Annotated in this window: 16 protein-coding genes; 1 reads left to right on the forward strand and 15 read right to left on the reverse strand. The window is 74.9% G+C overall.

Annotated features, from left to right (window positions below; translation table 11 throughout):
- Positions 1 to 9: 9 nt before the first annotated feature.
- The 8 genes from DEJ43_RS16510 to DEJ43_RS16545 all read right to left on the reverse strand — a co-directional run bounded on the left by DEJ43_RS16510 (position 10) and on the right by DEJ43_RS16545 (position 9,011).
- Positions 10 to 783: an ABC transporter permease gene (locus DEJ43_RS16510; protein WP_015034513.1), complete on the reverse strand. Its 774-nt coding sequence runs from the start codon at positions 781 to 783 to the stop codon at positions 10 to 12.
- Positions 780 to 1,871: an ABC transporter ATP-binding protein gene (locus DEJ43_RS16515; RefSeq protein WP_015034514.1), complete on the reverse strand. Its 1,092-nt coding sequence runs from the start codon at positions 1,869 to 1,871 to the stop codon at positions 780 to 782. Before DEJ43_RS16515 ends, DEJ43_RS16510 begins: the two co-directional genes overlap by 4 nt.
- 150 nt (positions 1,872 to 2,021) lie before the next feature.
- Positions 2,022 to 3,026 (reverse strand): ArsR/SmtB family transcription factor, encoded by a 1,005-nt coding sequence (locus tag DEJ43_RS16520; protein ID WP_015034515.1) that lies wholly within the window; start codon positions 3,024 to 3,026, stop codon positions 2,022 to 2,024.
- Complete coding sequence (locus tag DEJ43_RS16525) at positions 3,023 to 4,573, reverse strand: DUF7059 domain-containing protein (RefSeq protein ID WP_015034516.1); 1,551 nt, start codon at positions 4,571 to 4,573, stop codon at positions 3,023 to 3,025. Before DEJ43_RS16525 ends, DEJ43_RS16520 begins: the two co-directional genes overlap by 4 nt.
- A gap of 256 nt (positions 4,574 to 4,829) precedes the next feature.
- The gene (locus DEJ43_RS16530; RefSeq protein ID WP_041662548.1) at positions 4,830 to 5,480 is read right to left on the reverse strand and encodes a small secreted protein; all 651 of its coding nucleotides are present in this window, start codon (positions 5,478 to 5,480) and stop codon (positions 4,830 to 4,832) included.
- A 222-nt stretch (positions 5,481 to 5,702) separates the two neighbouring features.
- Complete coding sequence (locus DEJ43_RS16535; protein WP_015034518.1) at positions 5,703 to 8,012, reverse strand: sodium-translocating pyrophosphatase; 2,310 nt, start codon at positions 8,010 to 8,012, stop codon at positions 5,703 to 5,705.
- 171 nt (positions 8,013 to 8,183) lie between these two features.
- Positions 8,184 to 8,642, reverse strand: a complete 459-nt coding sequence (locus DEJ43_RS16540) for an ATP-binding protein (RefSeq protein WP_015034519.1) — start codon at positions 8,640 to 8,642, stop codon at positions 8,184 to 8,186.
- A gap of 15 nt (positions 8,643 to 8,657) precedes the next feature.
- Entirely contained in the window at positions 8,658 to 9,011 is a 354-nt protein-coding gene (locus tag DEJ43_RS16545; protein WP_015034520.1) for an STAS domain-containing protein, read from the reverse strand.
- Between the two features lie 80 nt (positions 9,012 to 9,091).
- Between DEJ43_RS16545 and DEJ43_RS16550 the strand changes: the two genes are divergently transcribed.
- Complete coding sequence (locus DEJ43_RS16550) at positions 9,092 to 11,557, forward strand: DEAD/DEAH box helicase (RefSeq protein ID WP_041662549.1); 2,466 nt, start codon at positions 9,092 to 9,094, stop codon at positions 11,555 to 11,557.
- Here DEJ43_RS16550 and DEJ43_RS16555 read toward each other — a convergent pair.
- The 7 genes from DEJ43_RS16555 to ssd form a co-directional block, all read right to left on the reverse strand.
- Positions 11,511 to 11,831, reverse strand: a complete 321-nt coding sequence (locus DEJ43_RS16555) for an Rv3654c family TadE-like protein (protein WP_015034522.1) — start codon at positions 11,829 to 11,831, stop codon at positions 11,511 to 11,513. The two genes, DEJ43_RS16550 and DEJ43_RS16555, sit on opposite strands and share 47 nt — an antisense overlap.
- 173 nt (positions 11,832 to 12,004) lie before the next feature.
- Positions 12,005 to 12,361, reverse strand: a complete 357-nt coding sequence (locus tag DEJ43_RS16560) for a TadE family type IV pilus minor pilin (RefSeq protein ID WP_202490764.1) — start codon at positions 12,359 to 12,361, stop codon at positions 12,005 to 12,007.
- Positions 12,348 to 12,590 carry a DUF4244 domain-containing protein gene (locus DEJ43_RS38690; protein WP_051025892.1) on the reverse strand — a complete coding sequence of 81 codons (243 nt, stop codon included), beginning with the start codon at positions 12,588 to 12,590 and terminating at the stop codon, positions 12,348 to 12,350. The genes DEJ43_RS16560 and DEJ43_RS38690 overlap by 14 nt, the downstream gene beginning before the upstream one ends.
- 131 nt (positions 12,591 to 12,721) lie before the next feature.
- Positions 12,722 to 13,504 carry a type II secretion system F family protein gene (locus DEJ43_RS16570; protein WP_015034525.1) on the reverse strand — a complete coding sequence of 261 codons (783 nt, stop codon included), beginning with the start codon at positions 13,502 to 13,504 and terminating at the stop codon, positions 12,722 to 12,724.
- Positions 13,501 to 14,466, reverse strand: coding sequence for a type II secretion system F family protein (locus tag DEJ43_RS16575; protein WP_015034526.1), 966 nt, complete (start codon positions 14,464 to 14,466; stop codon positions 13,501 to 13,503). The genes DEJ43_RS16570 and DEJ43_RS16575 overlap by 4 nt, the downstream gene beginning before the upstream one ends.
- Complete coding sequence (locus tag DEJ43_RS16580) at positions 14,466 to 15,638, reverse strand: TadA family conjugal transfer-associated ATPase (protein WP_015034527.1); 1,173 nt, start codon at positions 15,636 to 15,638, stop codon at positions 14,466 to 14,468. The genes DEJ43_RS16575 and DEJ43_RS16580 overlap by 1 nt, the downstream gene beginning before the upstream one ends.
- Positions 15,635 to 16,834: a septum site-determining protein Ssd gene (gene ssd / locus DEJ43_RS16585; RefSeq protein ID WP_015034528.1), complete on the reverse strand. Its 1,200-nt coding sequence runs from the start codon at positions 16,832 to 16,834 to the stop codon at positions 15,635 to 15,637. Before ssd ends, DEJ43_RS16580 begins: the two co-directional genes overlap by 4 nt.
- Between the last annotated feature and the right edge of the window lie 439 nt (positions 16,835 to 17,273).

Here is a 17,273-nt window from a genome sequence, read left to right on the forward strand (position 1 = left end):
TCGGGCCTTTCACGTGAGGGCGAGGGTCGCGGCGGCGCGCGCCCGGCGCTCCACCCGCCCGAGGACGAGGACGGCGGCCAGGGCGTACCCGGCCCCGAGGGCCGCGGCGGCGAGCAGCGGGGTGAGGACGTCGCCGCCGGAGGTCGCCGCGTGCACGGCCCGCGCACCCCAGGTCGTGGGCAGCGCCCAGGAGACCGGGTGCGTCCAGGCGGGCAGCACGGTGACCGGCACGAGCAGCCCGGACAGCAGCCAGACGGGGGTGTCGAGCGGGTTGGCGAGCGCGTTGGCGTTGCGCAGCAGGACGAACGTGGCGGCGAGCAGCAGCCCGGTCATGCCGAGGGCGAGGACGCACACCGGGACGGCGAGCAGGAAGAGGGCGGGGTGGGCGAAGTCCAGCGGCACGTCGAAGAGCAGCACGCCCCACAGCAGCGTCGCGCCCATCGCGTACGTGCCGATCACGGCGGTCGCGAGGGTGATCGGGAGCAGCACGAGCGCGAGCGGCGTCGGCGCGACCACCAGGGTCTCCAGGGTGCCGAGCCAGCGCTGGTTCTGCACCGCGCCGCCCGAACCGAAGAGCACCGAGCCCCAGATGCCCATGAGTCCGGCGCCGACGGAGGCGGTGAGCAGGCGGTCGGGGTCCCCGGCCGCCCGGAACAGATAGACGGCGAGGGTGGCGTAGACGAGGGGGACGAGGACGGCGAAGGTGATCTCGATGGGGGAGCGCGACATGTACGAGACGTGCGTACGGACTCCGACGAGGATCAGCCGGGGCAGCCGCCTCATACGGCAGCCCCTTGCGACGCCGTGCCCTCCACGGCTCCGGCTCCGCCACCGACCGTGCCCGCGCTCGTGCCTGTGTGCGTGCCCGCGCTCGTGGCCGTGCCCGTGACCGTGGCCGCGTCCGCGCCCTCCACGATCGCGATGTAGGCGTCCTCCAGGGACGGTTCGCGGCTCGTGACCCGCCCGAGCCGGACGCCTTGGAGCGCGGCCAGGACCGGTCCGTGCAGCTCAGCGGCCCCCCGGCCGGTCTGCACGGTCACGGTCTGGAGCGCGCCCCGGTCCTCGGCGGCCACGCCCCGCACGCCCGGGACCCGGCGCAGCCGGTCGAGCCGCTCCTCGTCCACGCCGTACGCCTCGATCTCCAGCACGTCCCGTTCCCGTACGAGGGACTTGAGGCTGTCGGGGGTGCCGAGGGCCCGGATCCGGCCGCCCGCGATCACGGCGATCCGGTCGCAGAGCTCGTCCGCCTCGGCCATGTAGTGGGTGGTGAGCAGGACCGTCGTACCGGTGGCGGCGAGGTCCGCGACCGTGCGGCGCAGGTCGCGGGCGGCGACGGGGTCGACGCCGATCGACGGCTCGTCGAGGAAGAGGACGTCGGGGCGGTGGAGCAGCCCGCGGGCGATGTGGAGGCGCTGCCGCATGCCGCGCGAGTAGCCCTCGACCTTCTCCTTCTCCCGGCCCAGGAGGCCCACGAGGTCGAGGAGTTCGGTGATGCGCCGCTTCTGGGCGCGGGCGGGCACGCCGTACAGCTCGGCGAAGTAGCGGAGGTTGTCGAGCGCGGAGAGCCGGTCGTACAGACCCCGGTCGCCGCCGAAGACGTACCCGATCCGGCGGCGTACGGCGACCGGGTCGCGGGCCACGTCGTGGCCGAACACCCGGGCGGTCCCCGAGGTCGGGAGCAGCAGGGTGTTGAGCATCTTGATGGTGGTCGTCTTCCCGGCGCCGTTGGGCCCGAGGAGGCCGAACAGCTCCCCCGGCGCCACGTCGAAGGTGACGCCGCGGACGGCCTCGGACTCGGTCCGCCGGGACTTCGGCCAGCCGGTCCTGCTGGTGTAGGTGCGGCGCAGCGCGTCCGCCTCGATTGCGAGCATGCGCCGGACGGTAGGAGCCGGCGGAGGGCCGGGGCCATCGATTCGGGAGCCCCCGAATCGTCCGGCCACGGCCCTTCGTCAGGCCACGGCCTTTCGTCCGGCCAGGGCCTTTCGTCAGGCCACGGCCCTTCGCCAGGCCACGGCCTTTCGTCAGGCCACGGCCCTGAGCACGTCCTCGCCGGCGAGCAGCGCGAGCAGCGAACGGCCGGTGTCCGTCAGCTGGTAGTACACCGACCGCCCGACCCGGTGCCGGGTCACGACACCGGCCTCCGCCAGCACCGACAGGTGCTCGGAGACCGTGCTGGGCGCGAGCCCGAGACGGTCGGCGAGCCCCGCGGTGGTCAGCGGGCCGCCCAGCTCGCGCAGGACCGCCGCCCGGCCCCGGCCGAGCATCAGCCCGAGCCGGTCCTCGGCGGCGGGCTCGGGCGGTTCGCGCAGCGCACCGGCGCCGCGGGCCTGGAAGCTGAGCGCGAACACCTCGGGGTCGTCCGTCGAGTACAGCCGGCAGCCCTCCGCGAAGACCAGCGGCACGAGGACGAGCCGCCGCTCACCGGGGGCGTACTCCGCTTCGACGTGCTTGGTCAGTTCGAGCACCGGGGGCTGCCAGCGGCCCCGGCTCTCCAGTCCCGCGAAGAGCGCGTCGACCCCCTCGGTCGCGAACGTCCTGGCGCGGACGAGCACTTCGTCCTCGACGAGCCGGCGCATCGTCGGCCAGTACGGCTCGATCGCGCCCTCCCAGTAGGCGGCGTACGCGTCGGCGAGCGCCGCGCAGGCGGCCTGCGGGTCCCTCAGATACGGCTGCACGAACGGCGCTTCGGCCATGCCGGGGTAGCAGACGGCGACCTGGGCGCGGACGAACTCTGGGTCGGTGGACCGCAGCGCGGCGAGCTCCTCGTGGACGTGGGCCGTGCCGAACGGCCGGGGCAGCAGGAAGTCGGAGACGTCGTACCGCCCCTCGGCGAACAGGTCCCACAGCGGCCGCAGCCGGTCGTCCTCGCGCCACACCTCCCGCGCCTGCCCGACCCACTCCTGGTACGGCCAGGACGGCCGCCGGTGCGGCAGCGCGAGGTGCATCGAGCAGAACGCGTCCCGCAGGGGGCTGATCGCGATCCGCGTCGCCCCGAGCGAGGCCTCGTCCAGCTCGATCCGGATCAAGCGCCGCCGCCCTCGGGCGCGTCCTCCGCGACGGGCAGCAGGAAGCCCTCCTCCACGAGCAGCCGGATCGCCTGCGGGGTGCGGTCCCGCAGCACCACCGGGTCCTCGCCCATCAGCTGGCCGATCGCGTCGAGGATGCGGCCGGCGCTGAGCGTGCCGTCGCAGACGCCGGCGAACCCGGCGCCGACGTGGTCCACCCGGGTGGCGCGGCGCATGCCCCGGTTCTGCCGGAGCACCACGTGCTCCGGGTCCTCGGCGCCGGGCAGCCCGACCTGCTCCTGCACGACCTCGGGCGCCAGCGTGAACCGGTCGGCGAGCAGGGCGGCGTCGTCGCGACGGCGCAGGTAGTCCTGGCGCTCGAAGTGGGCGCGGACGGTCGGGCCGAGGGGCTGCTCGACGGGGTGCGGCCACTCCTCGACGACGACCGACGGCTCGACGGCGCCCGAGGCCACCGCGTCGTTCCGCCGGAGGGTGATCCAGCCGAAGCCCACCGCGCGGGTCTTGCCGGCCTCGAACTCGTCGAGCCACCGCCCGTACGCCTCGCGGTACGCCTCCGGGTCACCCCGGTGGTCGCCGCTGTCGCGCAGCCACAGCTCCACGTACTGGGTGATGTCCTGGACCTCGCGCTGCACGATCCAGGCGTCGCAGCCCGCGGGCACCCAGGACCGGAGCCGGTCCTGCCACTCCTCGCCCTCGACGTGCCGCCAGTTGGCGAGGAACTGGGCGTAGCCGCCGTCGTTGAGCCGCTCGCCGGCCTGCTGGACGAGCGTCCGGCAGAGGTCGTCGCCGCCCATCCCGCCGTCCCGGTAGGTGAGCCGGGCGCCGGGGGAGATCACGAACGGCGGGTTGGAGACGATCAGGTCGTACGTGTCGCCGTCGACCGGCTCGAAGAGCGAGCCGGTGAGCAGCTCGGCCTCCCGGGCTCCGGAGAGCGCCAGCGTGAGCCGGGTGAAGTCCAGGGCGCGCGGGTTGAGGTCGGTGGCGGTGACCAGGGTGGCGTGCTGCGCCGCGTGCAGGGCCTGGATGCCGGAGCCGGTGCCGAGGTCGAGCGCGGAGGCCACCGGGGTGCGGACCGTGATCCCGGCGAGGGTGGTGGAGGCGCCGCCGACGCCGAGGACGACCCCTTCGTCCTTCTTGCCGATGCCGCCGGCTCCGCCGACGGCGCAGCCGAGGTCGGAGACGATGAACCAGTCCTCGCCGTCCGGCCCGCCGTACGGCCGGACGTCGACCGTCGCGGACACGCTGCCGTCCTCGTCGACCACCCAGCCGTCGGCGAGGGCCTCGTCGAGCGGCAGCGCGGCGGCGGCCCGCTCGTGTCCGACGGACTCCTGGAGCAGGAAGAGCCGGACGAGGGTCGCCAGCGGGGAGTCGCCCCGGGTGGCCCGCAGGGCGGGCACGGTCTCGCTGCGGGCGAGCGCCGCGTACGCCGGGGCGCCGAGCAGGTCGAGGAGGCCGTCGGCGGTGAAGTCGGCGGCGAGCAGGGCCTCGCGCAGACGGGCGGCGTGCGCGGGCACCGGGAGCTTGGGGGGCAGACTGGTCGTACTCACCGCTCCATTGTGACCGCCACCACCGACAACCGAACGGCCGACCCGTCGACGCCACCCGGATCACCGCGGGCGGCGTGGGGCGCGGCCGTGGCCGGTCCGGCCCGGGCCCGCGCGGCGCCGGGGCCGGGATCACCGCGGACCGCCGGGCGCGGCGCCGGGGCCGGGATCGCCACGCGCGGCCTGGGCGCGCGTGCCCGGGTCCGCGCGGCGCCGGCGCCGAGGCGGCCCGGCCCCGCGCGGCGCCGGGGCCTGCCGCCTACTCCTCGGTCTTGGTCGGCGTGGCCTTCGTGCTCGGCTTCGCGGAGGCGTCCGCGCCCGTGCCGGGGGAACCCGAGGCCGTGGAGCCGGCCTTCGGCGACGCCGAGGCCGTGGGCTTCTGGCAGCCGGGCTGCTTGGCCATCGCCTGGCCGAGCTCGCCCTCCTCCAGCTTGGACAGGGCGTTCTGGTCCATCTTCTCGATCTTGGTGAGACCGTCGGCGACACCCTGCAGGCCGTCCGCGAACTTCTGCTGGTTCGTCGGGTCCAGCGCGTCGACCTGCTTCTTGAGCCCCTCGTAGGCCACGGCGGTGGCGTTGAGCTCCTTGATCGCGTCCTGCTGGACCTTCTCGCCGTTCTCGACGGGCGGGGCCCCCGCGCTCTCGACGGCCTTGGCGAGCGCCCGGTCGGCGTCGGCGATGTCCTGGAACGCCTTCGAGTCGGCGGCCTGGATCTCGGCGGGCTTGCTGTCGGCCGCCGTCGAGATGATGATCTGGTGCGCGTCGGCCCGCTTCTGGATCTGAGGCTTCGCCTGGTCGCAGAACGTCTTCGCCCAGTCGTCCACCTTGTTGCCCTCGTCGTCGCTGCAACCCGACAGCGCGAGCACCAGTACCGCGCCGCCGGACAGTGCGGCCGCAAGCTTCTTGTTCAACGGATCGGTCCCTTCCAAGGCTCTCGGCCCCGGAACATACACGCCGAACGGGCTACTTCCACCTTTCGTACGACGGATTCACCCCGGATTGCAGTCTTTTGAACCAAGCGGAAGCCGCCTCGACCGCACCCGACGCGCCCGGAAATGAGACGGACACCACGCCGGACACCACGCACGGAAACCCCGCACGGACACCTCGTACGCCCGCCGCCGGACGTCACGTCAGGAGACCGTCACCGGACGCTTCTTGGACACCCGTACGGCGGCGAGGACGACGAGCAGCGCGAACGCCGCGACTCCCGCCCGCAGTCCGACGCTCGCGTCACCCCCGTAGCTGAACCGCACCACCGCCGGGGCGATGAGCAGCGCGACCAGGTTCATCACCTTCAGGAGCGGGTTGATCGCCGGACCCGCCGTGTCCTTGAACGGGTCGCCGACCGTGTCCCCGATCACCGTCGCCTCGTGCGCCTCACTGCCCTTGCCGCCGTAATTCCCGTCCTCGACCAGCTTCTTCGCGTTGTCCCAGGCGCCACCGGAGTTGGCGAGGAAGACCGCCATCAGCGCACCCGTCCCGATCGCCCCCGCGAGGTACGAGCCGAGCGCGCCGACGCCCAGCGCGAAGCCGACCGCGATCGGGGCCATCACGGCGAGCAGCCCGGGCGTGGCGAGCTCACGCAGCGCGTCCTTGGTGCAGATGTCGACGACCCGTCCGTACTCGGGCTTCTCGGTGTGGTTCATGATCCCGGGGTGCTCGCGGAACTGCCGCCGCACCTCGTGGACCACCGACCCCGCCGACCGCGACACCGCGTTGATGGCAAGACCGGAGAAGAGGAAGACGGCCGCCGCGCCGAGGATGAGGCCGAAGAGGTTGTTGGGCTGGGAGATGTCCATCGAGAGCGTCAGCTCGTCCGCCTTCGCGCCCACCTCGGCGACCGAGGTGGCGATCGCGTCCCGGTACGAGCCGAACAGCGCCGAGGCCGCGAGGACGGCGGTGGCGATCGCGATGCCCTTGGTGATGGCCTTCGTCGTGTTGCCCACGGCGTCCAGGTCGGTGAGGACCTGCCCGCCGGCGCCCCGCACGTCCCCGGACATCTCCGCGATGCCCTGCGCGTTGTCGGCGACCGGGCCGAAGGTGTCCATGGCGACGATCACCCCGACGGTGGTCAGCAGCCCCGTACCCGCGAGGGCGACCGCGAACAGCGCCAGCATGATCGACGCACCGCCCAGCAGGAACGCCCCGTAGACGGTGAGGCCGATCAGCAGCGCCGTGTAGACGGCGGACTCCATGCCGAGCGCCACGCCCGCGAGGACGACGGTCGCCGGACCGGTCAGCGAGGACTTGCCGATGTCCCGCACCGGTCGCCGGCTCGTCTCCGTGAAGTAGCCGGTGAGCTGCTGGATGAGCGCGGCGAGCACGATGCCCAGGGCGACGGCGACCAGGGCGAGGACCCGTGGGTCCCCGGCGTGGTCGCGGATGCCGGGCTCGGTGACGCCCTCGAGCTCGGCGTACGAGGACGGCAGGTACACGAACGCGGCGACGGCCACCCCGGCGAGCGAGATCACCGCCGAGACGAGGAAGCCGCGGTTGATCGCGCTCATGCCGCCCCGGTCGCCGCGCCGCGGGGAGACCGCGAAGATCCCGATCACCGCGGTGATCACCCCGATGGCGGGCACGATCAGGGGGAACGCGAGACCGTGGTCGCCGAAGGCCGCCTTGCCGAGGATGAGCGCGGCGACCAGGGTCACGGCGTACGACTCGAAGAGGTCGGCCGCCATGCCCGCGCAGTCGCCGACGTTGTCCCCCACGTTGTCGGCGATGGTGGCCGCGTTGCGCGGATCGTCCTCCGGGATGCCCTGCTCGACCTTGCCGACCAGGTCGGCGCCCACGTCGGCGGCCTTGGTGAAGATGCCGCCGCCCACCCGCATGAACATGGCGATGAGCGCGGCGCCCAGCCCGAATCCCTCCAGGACCTTGGGCGCGTCGGCGGCGTAGACGAGGACGACGCAGGCCGCCCCGAGCAGTCCGAGGCCGACCGTGCACATGCCGACGACCCCGCCGGTACGGAACGCGATCCGCATCGCCCGGTGCGCCACCTCCGTCAGGCTCCGCTCCGGTTCGCCCGCGGCCGGCGTGGCCTCCCTCGCGGCCGCGGCGACGCGGACGTTGGCCCGTACGGCGAGCCGCATCCCGATGTACCCGGTGACCGCCGAGAACAACGCCCCCACCAGGAAGAACAGGGAGCGCCCGGCACGCTGCGACCAGTTGTCCGCGGGCAGCAGCATCAGCAGGAAGAACACGACGACCGCGAAGACGGCGAGGGTCCGCAGCTGCCGCGCGAGGTAGGCGTTGGCCCCCTCCTGCACGGCGGCGGCGATCTCTCGCATCCGCTCGGTGCCCTCACCTGCCTTGAGCACCTGGCGGACGAGAAGCCGCGCGACCACCAGCGCGGCGAGGGCGACGGCCCCGACGACGTACACGATCGTCCGGTTCCCGCTCGTGAGCACCGCCGCGGCGAGAGAAGTGGGGTACATGGGGACGGATCATAGGGAGACGAACCGGTACAGACGGGGATGCTGCGGACCCCCCGCGCGGATGCACCAACGCCGGGGGCGGGCCGGAGCGGCGCAACGAGAAGAGGCCCCGCGGTGCGGGGCCTCTTCTCGTACTGCCGCGCGCCGCGCGTGCGGCGGTGCGTGTACGGGTCAGGACAGGACGTCCGCCGAACTCACCGGCCAGCTCATCCGGATGGTGCCGCCGTCCTCGCCGGCGCTCACCTCGACGTCGTCGACGAGCCCGCGGATCACCGCGAGCCCCATCTCGTCCTCACCGTCGGCGTCGTCGAAGTCCTCGGCCGGGGCCGCGGCCCGCGCGCCGGGGACACCGACGGCATCGGCCGCCGCGACCCCCGCACCCGGGACCTCGTCGCCGACCTCGATGGAGAACGTCTTCTCCTCCTCGGTCAGCACGACCCTGATGGGCGTCATGACGTCGTTGCTGCGGTGCAGCCCGACGGCACGCGAACACGCCTCACCGACGGCGAGACGCACCTCGTCGAGGACCGCCTCGTCCACCCCGGCCCTGCGCGCGACCGCGGCGGCCACCAGGCGGGCCGTACGGACGTGCTCGGGCTGAGCGCTGAAGCGGAGTTCAACGGTGGCCATACGAACCCCCTGGGCTCAGTCGACGGCGTTGACGGCCTCGTCGACCGAGGTGTGGATCGGGAACACCTTGGTGAGACCCGTGATCCGGAAAATCTTGAGGATGCGCTCCTGGTTGCAGACCAGACGCAGCGAACCCTCGTGCGCGCGCACGCGCTTCAGGCCGCCGACGAGCACACCGAGGCCGGTGGAGTCGAGGAAGTCCACGCCCTCCATGTCGACGACCAGGTGGTAGCTGCCGTCGTTCACCAACTCGACCAACTGCTCGCGCAGCTTGGGCGCGGTATACACATCAATCTCGCCACCGACCTCGACGACCGTACGGTCGCCACCAGCGCCGGACACATTGCGAGTCGACAGGGACAGGTCCACGGATCCTCCAGCACCTTGCTATCGAACGATCGTTCCCTCGGGTCTCCCGGGCGGAGTCAGGGAACTGATCGCCAGCCGCGATGGCATTCAATCACTTACCAGCAGCCATGCACGACGCCTTGGAAGCATTGTCCGTCATGGCAGTGACACACTCGGTGCCGATGGCCACGAATCAGCGCCCCCGACGACCGGCCGGAGACACGGGCAGCCGCCCCTCCCCCGGCATGGTCCTCGACCGGCTCTCCTCGGGCGAGAGCCGAGCCGCGCGCATCACTCATACGGAGCACATGCCCGCCCGGGAGGGTCGTCATGCCGTCTGGCCGCACCGCATCCGCCCGGAGGTGATCGCGGCGATCGAGGCGGCCGGGATCGAGCACCCCTGGGCCCACCAGGCGGAGGCCGCGGAGCACGCCCTGGACGGCGAGTCCGTGGTGATCGCCACCGGAACCGCCTCGGGCAAGTCGCTCGCCTACCTCGCCCCGGTCCTGACCACCCTCCTGGACGGCGCGGAGGCCCCGAACGGTCGCGGGACCACCGCCCTGTACCTCTCGCCCACCAAGGCCCTCGCCGCGGACCAGCGGCGCGCCGTACGAGAACTGGCCGCCCCGCTCGGCAACCGGATCCGCCCCGCCGTCTACGACGGCGACACCCCCGTCGAGGAACGCGAGTGGGTCCGCCAGTACGCGAACTACGTGCTGACCAACCCCGACATGCTGCACCGGGGCATACTCCCCTCCCACCCCAGGTGGGCCTCCTTCCTGCGCTCCCTGCGCTACGTCGTGATCGACGAGTGCCACACCTACCGGGGCGTCTTCGGCTCCCACGTCGCCCAGGTACTGCGGCGACTGCGCCGGATCTGCGCCCGGTACGGCTCCGAGCCGGTCTTCCTCCTCGCCTCCGCCACCTCGGCCGAGCCCGCCCTCGCCGCCGGCCGCCTCACCGGCCTGCCGGTCACCGAGGTCTCCGACGACGCCTCCCCCCGCGGCGAGCTGGTCTTCGCCCTGTGGGAGCCGCCGCTCACCGAACTGCACGGCGAGCGCGGCGCCCCCGTACGCCGCACCGCCACCGCCGAGACCGCCGACCTGCTGACCGACCTCACCCGGCAGGGCGTCCGCTCGGTGGCCTTCGTCCGCTCCCGGCGCGGCGCCGAACTGATCTCGGTGATCGCCCAGGAGCGCCTCGCCGAGACCGACCGCTCGCTCGCCCGCCGCGTCGCCGCCTACCGCGGCGGCTACCTGCCGGAGGAGCGCCGGGCCCTGGAGCGGGCCCTGCACTCCGGCGAGCTCCTCGGCCTGGCCGCCACGACCGCCCTGGAGCTCGGCGTGGACGTCTCCGGCCTGGACGCGGTCGTGATCGCCGGCTACCCGGGCACCCGGGCCTCCCTGTGGCAGCAGGCGGGCCGCGCCGGCCGCTCGGGCGAGGGCGCCCTCGCGATCCTCGTCGCCCGGGACGACCCGCTGGACACGTTCCTGGTCCACCACCCGGAGGCGATCTTCGACCAGCCGGTCGAGTCGACCGTCCTGGACCCCGACAACCCCTACGTGCTCGCCCCCCATCTCTGCGCCGCGGCCGCGGAGCTCCCGCTGACCGAACCCGACCTGGCCCTCTTCGGCCCGGCCGTCCCCGAGCTGCTGCCCCAGCTGGAGGGCGCCGGCCTGCTGCGCCGCCGCTCCACCGGCTGGTACTGGACCCGCCGCGAGCGGGCCGCCGACCTCACCGACATCCGGGGCGGCGGCGGCAGCCCCGTCCGGATCGTGGAGTCCGGCACCGGCCGGCTGCTCGGCACCGTCGACGAGGCCGCCTCCCACACGGCCGTCCACGAGGGCGCCGTCCACCTCCACCAGGGCCGCACCTACCTGGTGCGGGAGCTCGACCTCAAGGACTCCGTGGCCCTCGTGGAGGAGGCCGCCCCGCCGTACTCCACCACCGCCCGCGACACCACCTCCATCGCCGTCCTGGACACCGAGACCGAGATCCCCTGGGGAGCCGGCCGGCTCTGCTTCGGCTCCGTCGAGGTCACCAACCAGGTCGTCTCCTTCCTGCGCCGCCGGCTGATCACGGGAGAGGTGCTCGGCGAGACCAAGCTCGACCTGCCGCCCCGCACCCTGCGCACCCGGGCCGTGTGGTGGACGGTCACGGAGGACCAGCTCGACGCCGCCCGGATCACCCCGGAGATCCTCGGCGGCGCCCTGCACGCCGCCGAGCACGCCTCCATCGGCATGCTGCCGCTGTTCGCCACCTGCGACCGCTGGGACATCGGCGGCGTCTCCGTGCCGCTCCATCCCGACACCCTGCTGCCCACCGTCTTCGTGTACGACGGCCACCCGGGCGGGGCGGGCTTCGCCGAGCGCGCCTTCCACACGGCCCGCGCCTGGCTGACGGCCACCCGGGAGGCCATCGCCTCCTGCGAGTGCGAGGCCGGCTGCCCGTCCTGCATCCAGTCCCCGAAGTGCGGCAACGGCAACGACCCGCTCCACAAACGCGGCGCCGTCCGACTCCTCACGGAGATCCTCCGAGCGGCCCCGGAGGCCCCGCCCGCGACCTGACCTCGGGCCGGTAGGGGCCGCGCGCCACCCGGGCGGTCACCTCCGCGAGCTCACCCCGCACCACACACCCCACCAGCTCGGCGCCCTGCGCCCCGGCCACCCGGGCCGCGGCGGCACAGGCCTCGGCCTCGCCCCACAGCGCCCGGTCGGCCGCGGCCAGCGCGGCGAGATCCGCCGCCCCGCCGGCCCGGTGCCGGGCCGCCACCGCCTGCCCCAGCGCGAGCACCGCCGCGAACACCACACAGAGCGCACAGGCCGCGAACGCCACCCACACCGTCGCCGCACCCCGATCACCCGGGGGCCCCGCCCGGCGCCCAGCCGCGCCCCGATCACCCGGAAGCCCCGCCCGGCACACAGTCGCGCCCGAGCTGCCACCTCGGCACCGACCCGAACCGCCCCTTCGGCGCCCCCGTCGGGGCCGAGCCGGGCGCCGGGCGTCTGCCGCCGTCACGGTGGGCCCTCGATCACCGTGTCCTCCGCCAGGGCGGCCGCGTCCGCCCTCAGGGTGAGTCCCATGCCCCGGGGGCCCGGGGCCGCGGCCTCCACCGTCACCCGCCACAGCTCCCCGGACCGCGTCACCGAGACCCGGGCGCCCTCGGGCGCGGCGGCCCGCGCGGCCGCCGCCGCGGAGGCCACGGGCTCGGCGCGGGCCGCGACCCGCGCCCCGGCCCGCGCCGCGTCCACGCAGCGGATCTGCGCGGCCGCCGCCGCGAGACCCCAGAGCAGGGTCACCGTGAAGAGGGCGAGGACGGGCAGCGTCATCGCCGTCTCCACCGTCACGAAACCCCGGTCAGAACGGCGCATCGAGGGCCTTCCCGATCACCGACTCCAGCGCCCCCGAGACGGCCCCGCTGGTCACGATCTTGTAGAGCACCGCGGCGAAGCCCGCCGCGGCGATCGTGCCCACCGCGTATTCGGAGGTGGTCATCCCCGCGTCGCTCCGCGCGGCCTCGCGCCGCCTACGCCACCACCCACGCACCGCCACCCAGGCAACCGCCCGCGCCCTGCGTGCCTTGACCACGATCCTTTCCATCCCCGCCGCATCTGCCGTACCTGCCGTACCTGCCGTGCCCGCCACGCCGGCCACGCCTGCCGTGTCTGCCATGCCGATCCCCTCGATCCGTCGTTCGTGTCGTGTCATGCCTCGTCGTGCCGTGCTGTCGCTCATCCGGCCAGGAGCCCCGTCGCCAGGCCGATCACCACCGGGGCCACCCCGACCGCCAGGAAGGCGGGCAGGAAGCAGAGCCCCACCGGCGCGCTGATCAGGACCTGTGCCCGGCGCGCCCTGGCCGCCGCCGCGCGGGCGCGGGCCGACCGCAGGGCGGCCGCGTGCCGGGCGACGGCCTCCGCGGCGGGCGCCCCCGAGGAACCGGCCCGTTCCATGCAGCGCGCCAGTCCCTCGGCGCCCGGTATCGCGCCGAACCTCCGCCACACCTCGCCGGGTTCGCCGCCGAGCCGCAGCTCGGCGGCCGTGCGGGTCAGGCGCTCGCCCAGCGGGCCGCCGAGGGACCTGCCGACGGCCTCCGCCGCCTCTCCGGGCCCGGCCCCGGCCGAGGCGCAGGCCGCCAACAGATCGGCCGCCAGCGGCAGATGACGTACCGCCTCGTCCTCGTCCCCCGCCGGGGAAGGTCCGCGCATCGACGCCCGCCGCACCCAGGCGGCCACCAGGGCCCCGGCCGGCAGTCCGCCGATCGCCCCGAACAGCACCCAGCCGAGCCCGGCCGCCCCGAGCGGCGCCACCCAGCGACCCACCCGTCCCAGCGGGCCGGACCTGCCCTTCGGCGACCGGGGCGCCGGGGCCCGAACCGAAGCCGGGCCCGGGAGCAGGGTTCTCACCCGCCGCCGCATCCCGCGTACCCGCCTGGCCCGCACCAGTTCCCGGACCCCCTGCGCGCAGCCGATCACCGCCGCGGCCGCGAGTGCGCCGCGCTCCGCGTGCTCGATCACTCCCGCTCCCCTCCCCGTACGATCCGCGCCGCCCACCACAGCCCGGCCGCCTCCAGCGCGCCGCCCACGACGAGGCAGCCCAGGCCCGCCGGCGTGTGCAGCAGCACCCGCAGCGGGTCCGCGCCCAGCGCCGCGCCAAGGGCGACACCGGCCAGCGGGAGGACCGCGAGGACCGCCACCGTCGCCCAGGCGCCCGCCAGTTCGGCGCGCAGCCGCTCCCGCTGCTCCCGGTGGTCCCGCAGGGCCGCTTCGAGCCGGTCCAGTCCCGCGGCCAGGCCCGCGCCGCCGTCGACGGCCACCTGCCAGCACGCCGCCATGCCCGCGAGCCCGTCCGCGCCGTCCTGGTCCGCCGCCTTCCGCAGGGCCTCCGGCACGTCGCCGCCGAACCGGGCCGCCGCGAGGACCGCGGCCTCCTCCGCGCCCAGCGCGCCCGTCTCCCGGGCCGCGAACGACAGGGCCTGCGCGGGCTGCCATCCGGCCCTCAGCTCGCCGACGACCGCCCCGCACAGGGACACCACCCGCTCGGCCCGCGCCTCGCGTGCCCTCCGGCGCTCGGCCGCCCGCAGCCGCCGCTCCACCAGCGGCACAGCGAGCGCGCCCGCCACCAGCGGCAGCGGCGACGCGCCCAGCAGGGCGAGGGCCCCCGCCGCCGGCAGACACAGCCAGGCCCGCCGGGACCGCAGCACCGCCCACCAGCCCGCGACCACCGCCGGCCGGCCGGCCCGTCGACGGTCGAGAAGACCACGGAGATCACCGAACCCACGGGCCCGACCGACACCGCGGACCCCACGAGCACTGTCGACCCCACGGGCACCTGCTCCCGCCGCGTCGGCGAGGGTGAGCAGCGCCCGTGCCCTGCCGGCTCCTCGCTGCCGCTCGGCCGCCCACCTCAGCGCCAGCACCGCGCAGGCCACCCAGACCACTTGGGCCACGGCGTGGGCGTGCGGCAACCGCTCCGTCATCACGACCCCCCTCCGATCAGCGCCTTCAGCCGCTCCCAGCCCCGCTCCCGCGTGAAGCCGGCCGTGCCCCACCGCAGCGCGGGAACCGTCCGCACCAGACCGTCCCGGTCCCGCTCCAGCACGTGCGCCTCGGCGATCCGCCGCCGCCCGTCCCGGTCCCGCGCCAGGTGGAGCACGACGGACAGACCCGCCCCCAACTGGCTGTGCAGGGCGGCCCGATCGAGCCCGGCCGCCGTTCCCAGGGCTTCGAGCCGGGCCGGTACGTCCGCCGCCGTGTTGGCGTGGACCGTCCCCGAGCCGCCTTCGTGGCCGGTGTTGAGAGCGGCCAGCAGGTCGACGGCCTCCCCGCCCCTGACCTCGCCGACCACCAGCCGGTCCGGCCGCATCCTCAGCGCCTGCCTGACCAGGTCCCGAAGGGTCACGAGTCCGGCGCCCTCCTGGTTCGCCGGGCGCGCCTCCAGGCGCACCACGTGCGGATGGTCGGGCCGGAGCTCCGCCGAGTCCTCGGCGAGGACGATCCGCTCCCGCTCGCCGACCAGTCCGAGCAGGGAGGCGAGCAGCGTGGTCTTCCCCGTGCCGGTCCCGCCGCTGACCAGGTACGACACCCGTGCGTCGATCAGGGCGCGGAGGATCGGGGCGCCGCCCGGCGGGACGGTGCCCGCCGCCGCCAGCTCTTCCAGGGTGAAGGCGCGCGGTCGCACGACGCGGAGCGAGAGGCAGGTCGAGCCGACCGCCACCGGTGGCAGCACGGCGTGCATGCGGGTGCCGTCGGGCAGTCGCGCGTCCACCCAGGGCCGGGCGTCGTCGAGCCTGCGTCCGGCGACCGCCGCGAGCCGCTGGGCGAGCCTGCGGACGGCGAGGGCGTCGGGGAAGGAGACGGGCGCCCGCTCGAGTCCGGCTCCCCGGTCCACCCACACCCGGTCGGGTGCCGAGACGAGGACGTCGGTGACGGCGGGATCGGCGAGCAGCGGTTCGAGCGGTCCGGTGCCGATCAGCTCGCACCGCAACTCCTCCGCCGCGCCGAGCACTTCCGCGTCCCCGAGGAGCCGTCCCTGGGCCCGCAGCGCCGCCGCGACGCGCGCCGGGGTGGGCTCGGAGCCGCTGGCCGCGAGCCGCTGCCGCACGGCGTCGAGCAGTCCCGCCCCGCCACCGGCCGACGACACTCCGGTCATGCCGCACCTCCGGGGGCGAGGGCACGCGTCCAGAACGCGTCGCAGAACCGGCCGAGCGGGCCACGGGGCTCGGCGCCCGGCGGCATCCCGGCGTCCTGGTCGGCCACGATGCCCGGGTCGTAGGGGAGTTCACCGACCAGCGGCAGCCGCAGGGCGTCGGCGATCCATCGTTCGTCGAGCCCCGCCGCGTACGGCCCACGGACCACCGCCCGCAGGTCGCGCACCCCCGCGGACAGGGCGGAGGCCACTCGGTGGGCGGCCGCGACGGACCTCAACTCCCCCGGCACGACGAGCAGTCCGAGGTCCAGCTGGGTGACCGCCTCGGCGGCCGCGGCGTCCGCGGCGCGCGGCAGGTCGACCACCACGACCCCGCCCCTGCGGCGGGCGGCGGCGAGCACGGACCGCACGGCCTCGGGCGGCAGCGGGGCCGCCGGTTCCCTGCCCCAGCTGAGCACCCGGACCCCGCGCACCGACGGCAGGGACTCCTCCAGGGCGCCACCGGCCAAGCGACCCTTCGAGGCGGCGAAGTCGGGCCATCGCCTGCCGTCCTCGCGCTCCCCGCCGAGGAGCACGTCGAGCCCTCCGCCGAGCGGGTCGCCGTCGACGAGCAGCGTGCGGTGTCCGGTTCGCGCGGCGGCGAGCGCGAGTCCGCAGGCGAGGGTGGAGGCGCCCGCGCCGCCGCGGCCGCCGACGACCCCGACGGTCAGTGCCTGGCGGCCCACCCCCTCGGCCGCGTCGGCGATGCGGTCGACCAGGACGCCCTCGGCGTCCGGCAGCCGCAGCACGCTCTCGGCGCCGATCTCGACGGCCAGCCGCCAGACCGCCGGGTCGTCCCGGTCGCGCCCGACGAGGACGGTCCCGGGGCGGCGCGCCGCGCCCCGGCAGCGGGCCGCGACGTCGTCGCCGACCAGCACGAGCGGTGGGTCGGTCCAGCTCGCCCGCCGCTCCGGCACCCGGTGGTGCACCTCGGGCTCGACGCCCGCGGCGGCGCACAGCCGGAGGAGGTCGTCGAGGAGCCCGAGGTCCTCGGTGACGATCAGCGGCCCCGTGCGGCGCGGTTCGTCGGGTCCGGCCGCCCCGCTCACGGCCGGACCCGGGACCTTCGCCGAACTCCTCGGCCCCCGGGCGCGATCCGCACCGCTGGGCCCCGCGGCCCGTGCCGTCCCGTCGGCCCCGGTGGTCCTGGATGCCTCCATGGCACACACCCCTCTCGTGATTCCTGTCGTCCGCGAACTTCGCGACAGGAATCACCGTGGGGCCTTGCTGAAAATCCTGGGGATCGTGCCGAAAAACTGTGGATATCCGGAGCCCTGTGAATATCTTCGTCACTCTCCGGGGGACTACCCCGGAACGCAGCCTGCCGGTTACGGTGAGTGACGAATCAAGGGTCCGGCAGCGCGCCGACCGAGGTGCGGCCGAGGGCCGGGAGGAAGGGAGCGGACGATGTCCCACAGCGCCGAAACGGCTCCGGACATGCGACGACCCCCGCCGGGGGGGAGAGCGGGGGTCGTCTCTCCGGCCGACTCGGGGGGGGAGGAGCCGGACCGGGTTAGCACGGTCGCGAACGATCCGTGACTTCCATGGTGTACCCGAGAGCCTTCTCAGGCAAACCCACGCGCCCCAGCGTACGCCGAA

Origin of the sequence: Streptomyces venezuelae ATCC 10712, assembly GCF_008639165.1 — a bacterium.
GTDB lineage: Bacteria > Actinomycetota > Actinomycetes > Streptomycetales > Streptomycetaceae > Streptomyces > Streptomyces venezuelae.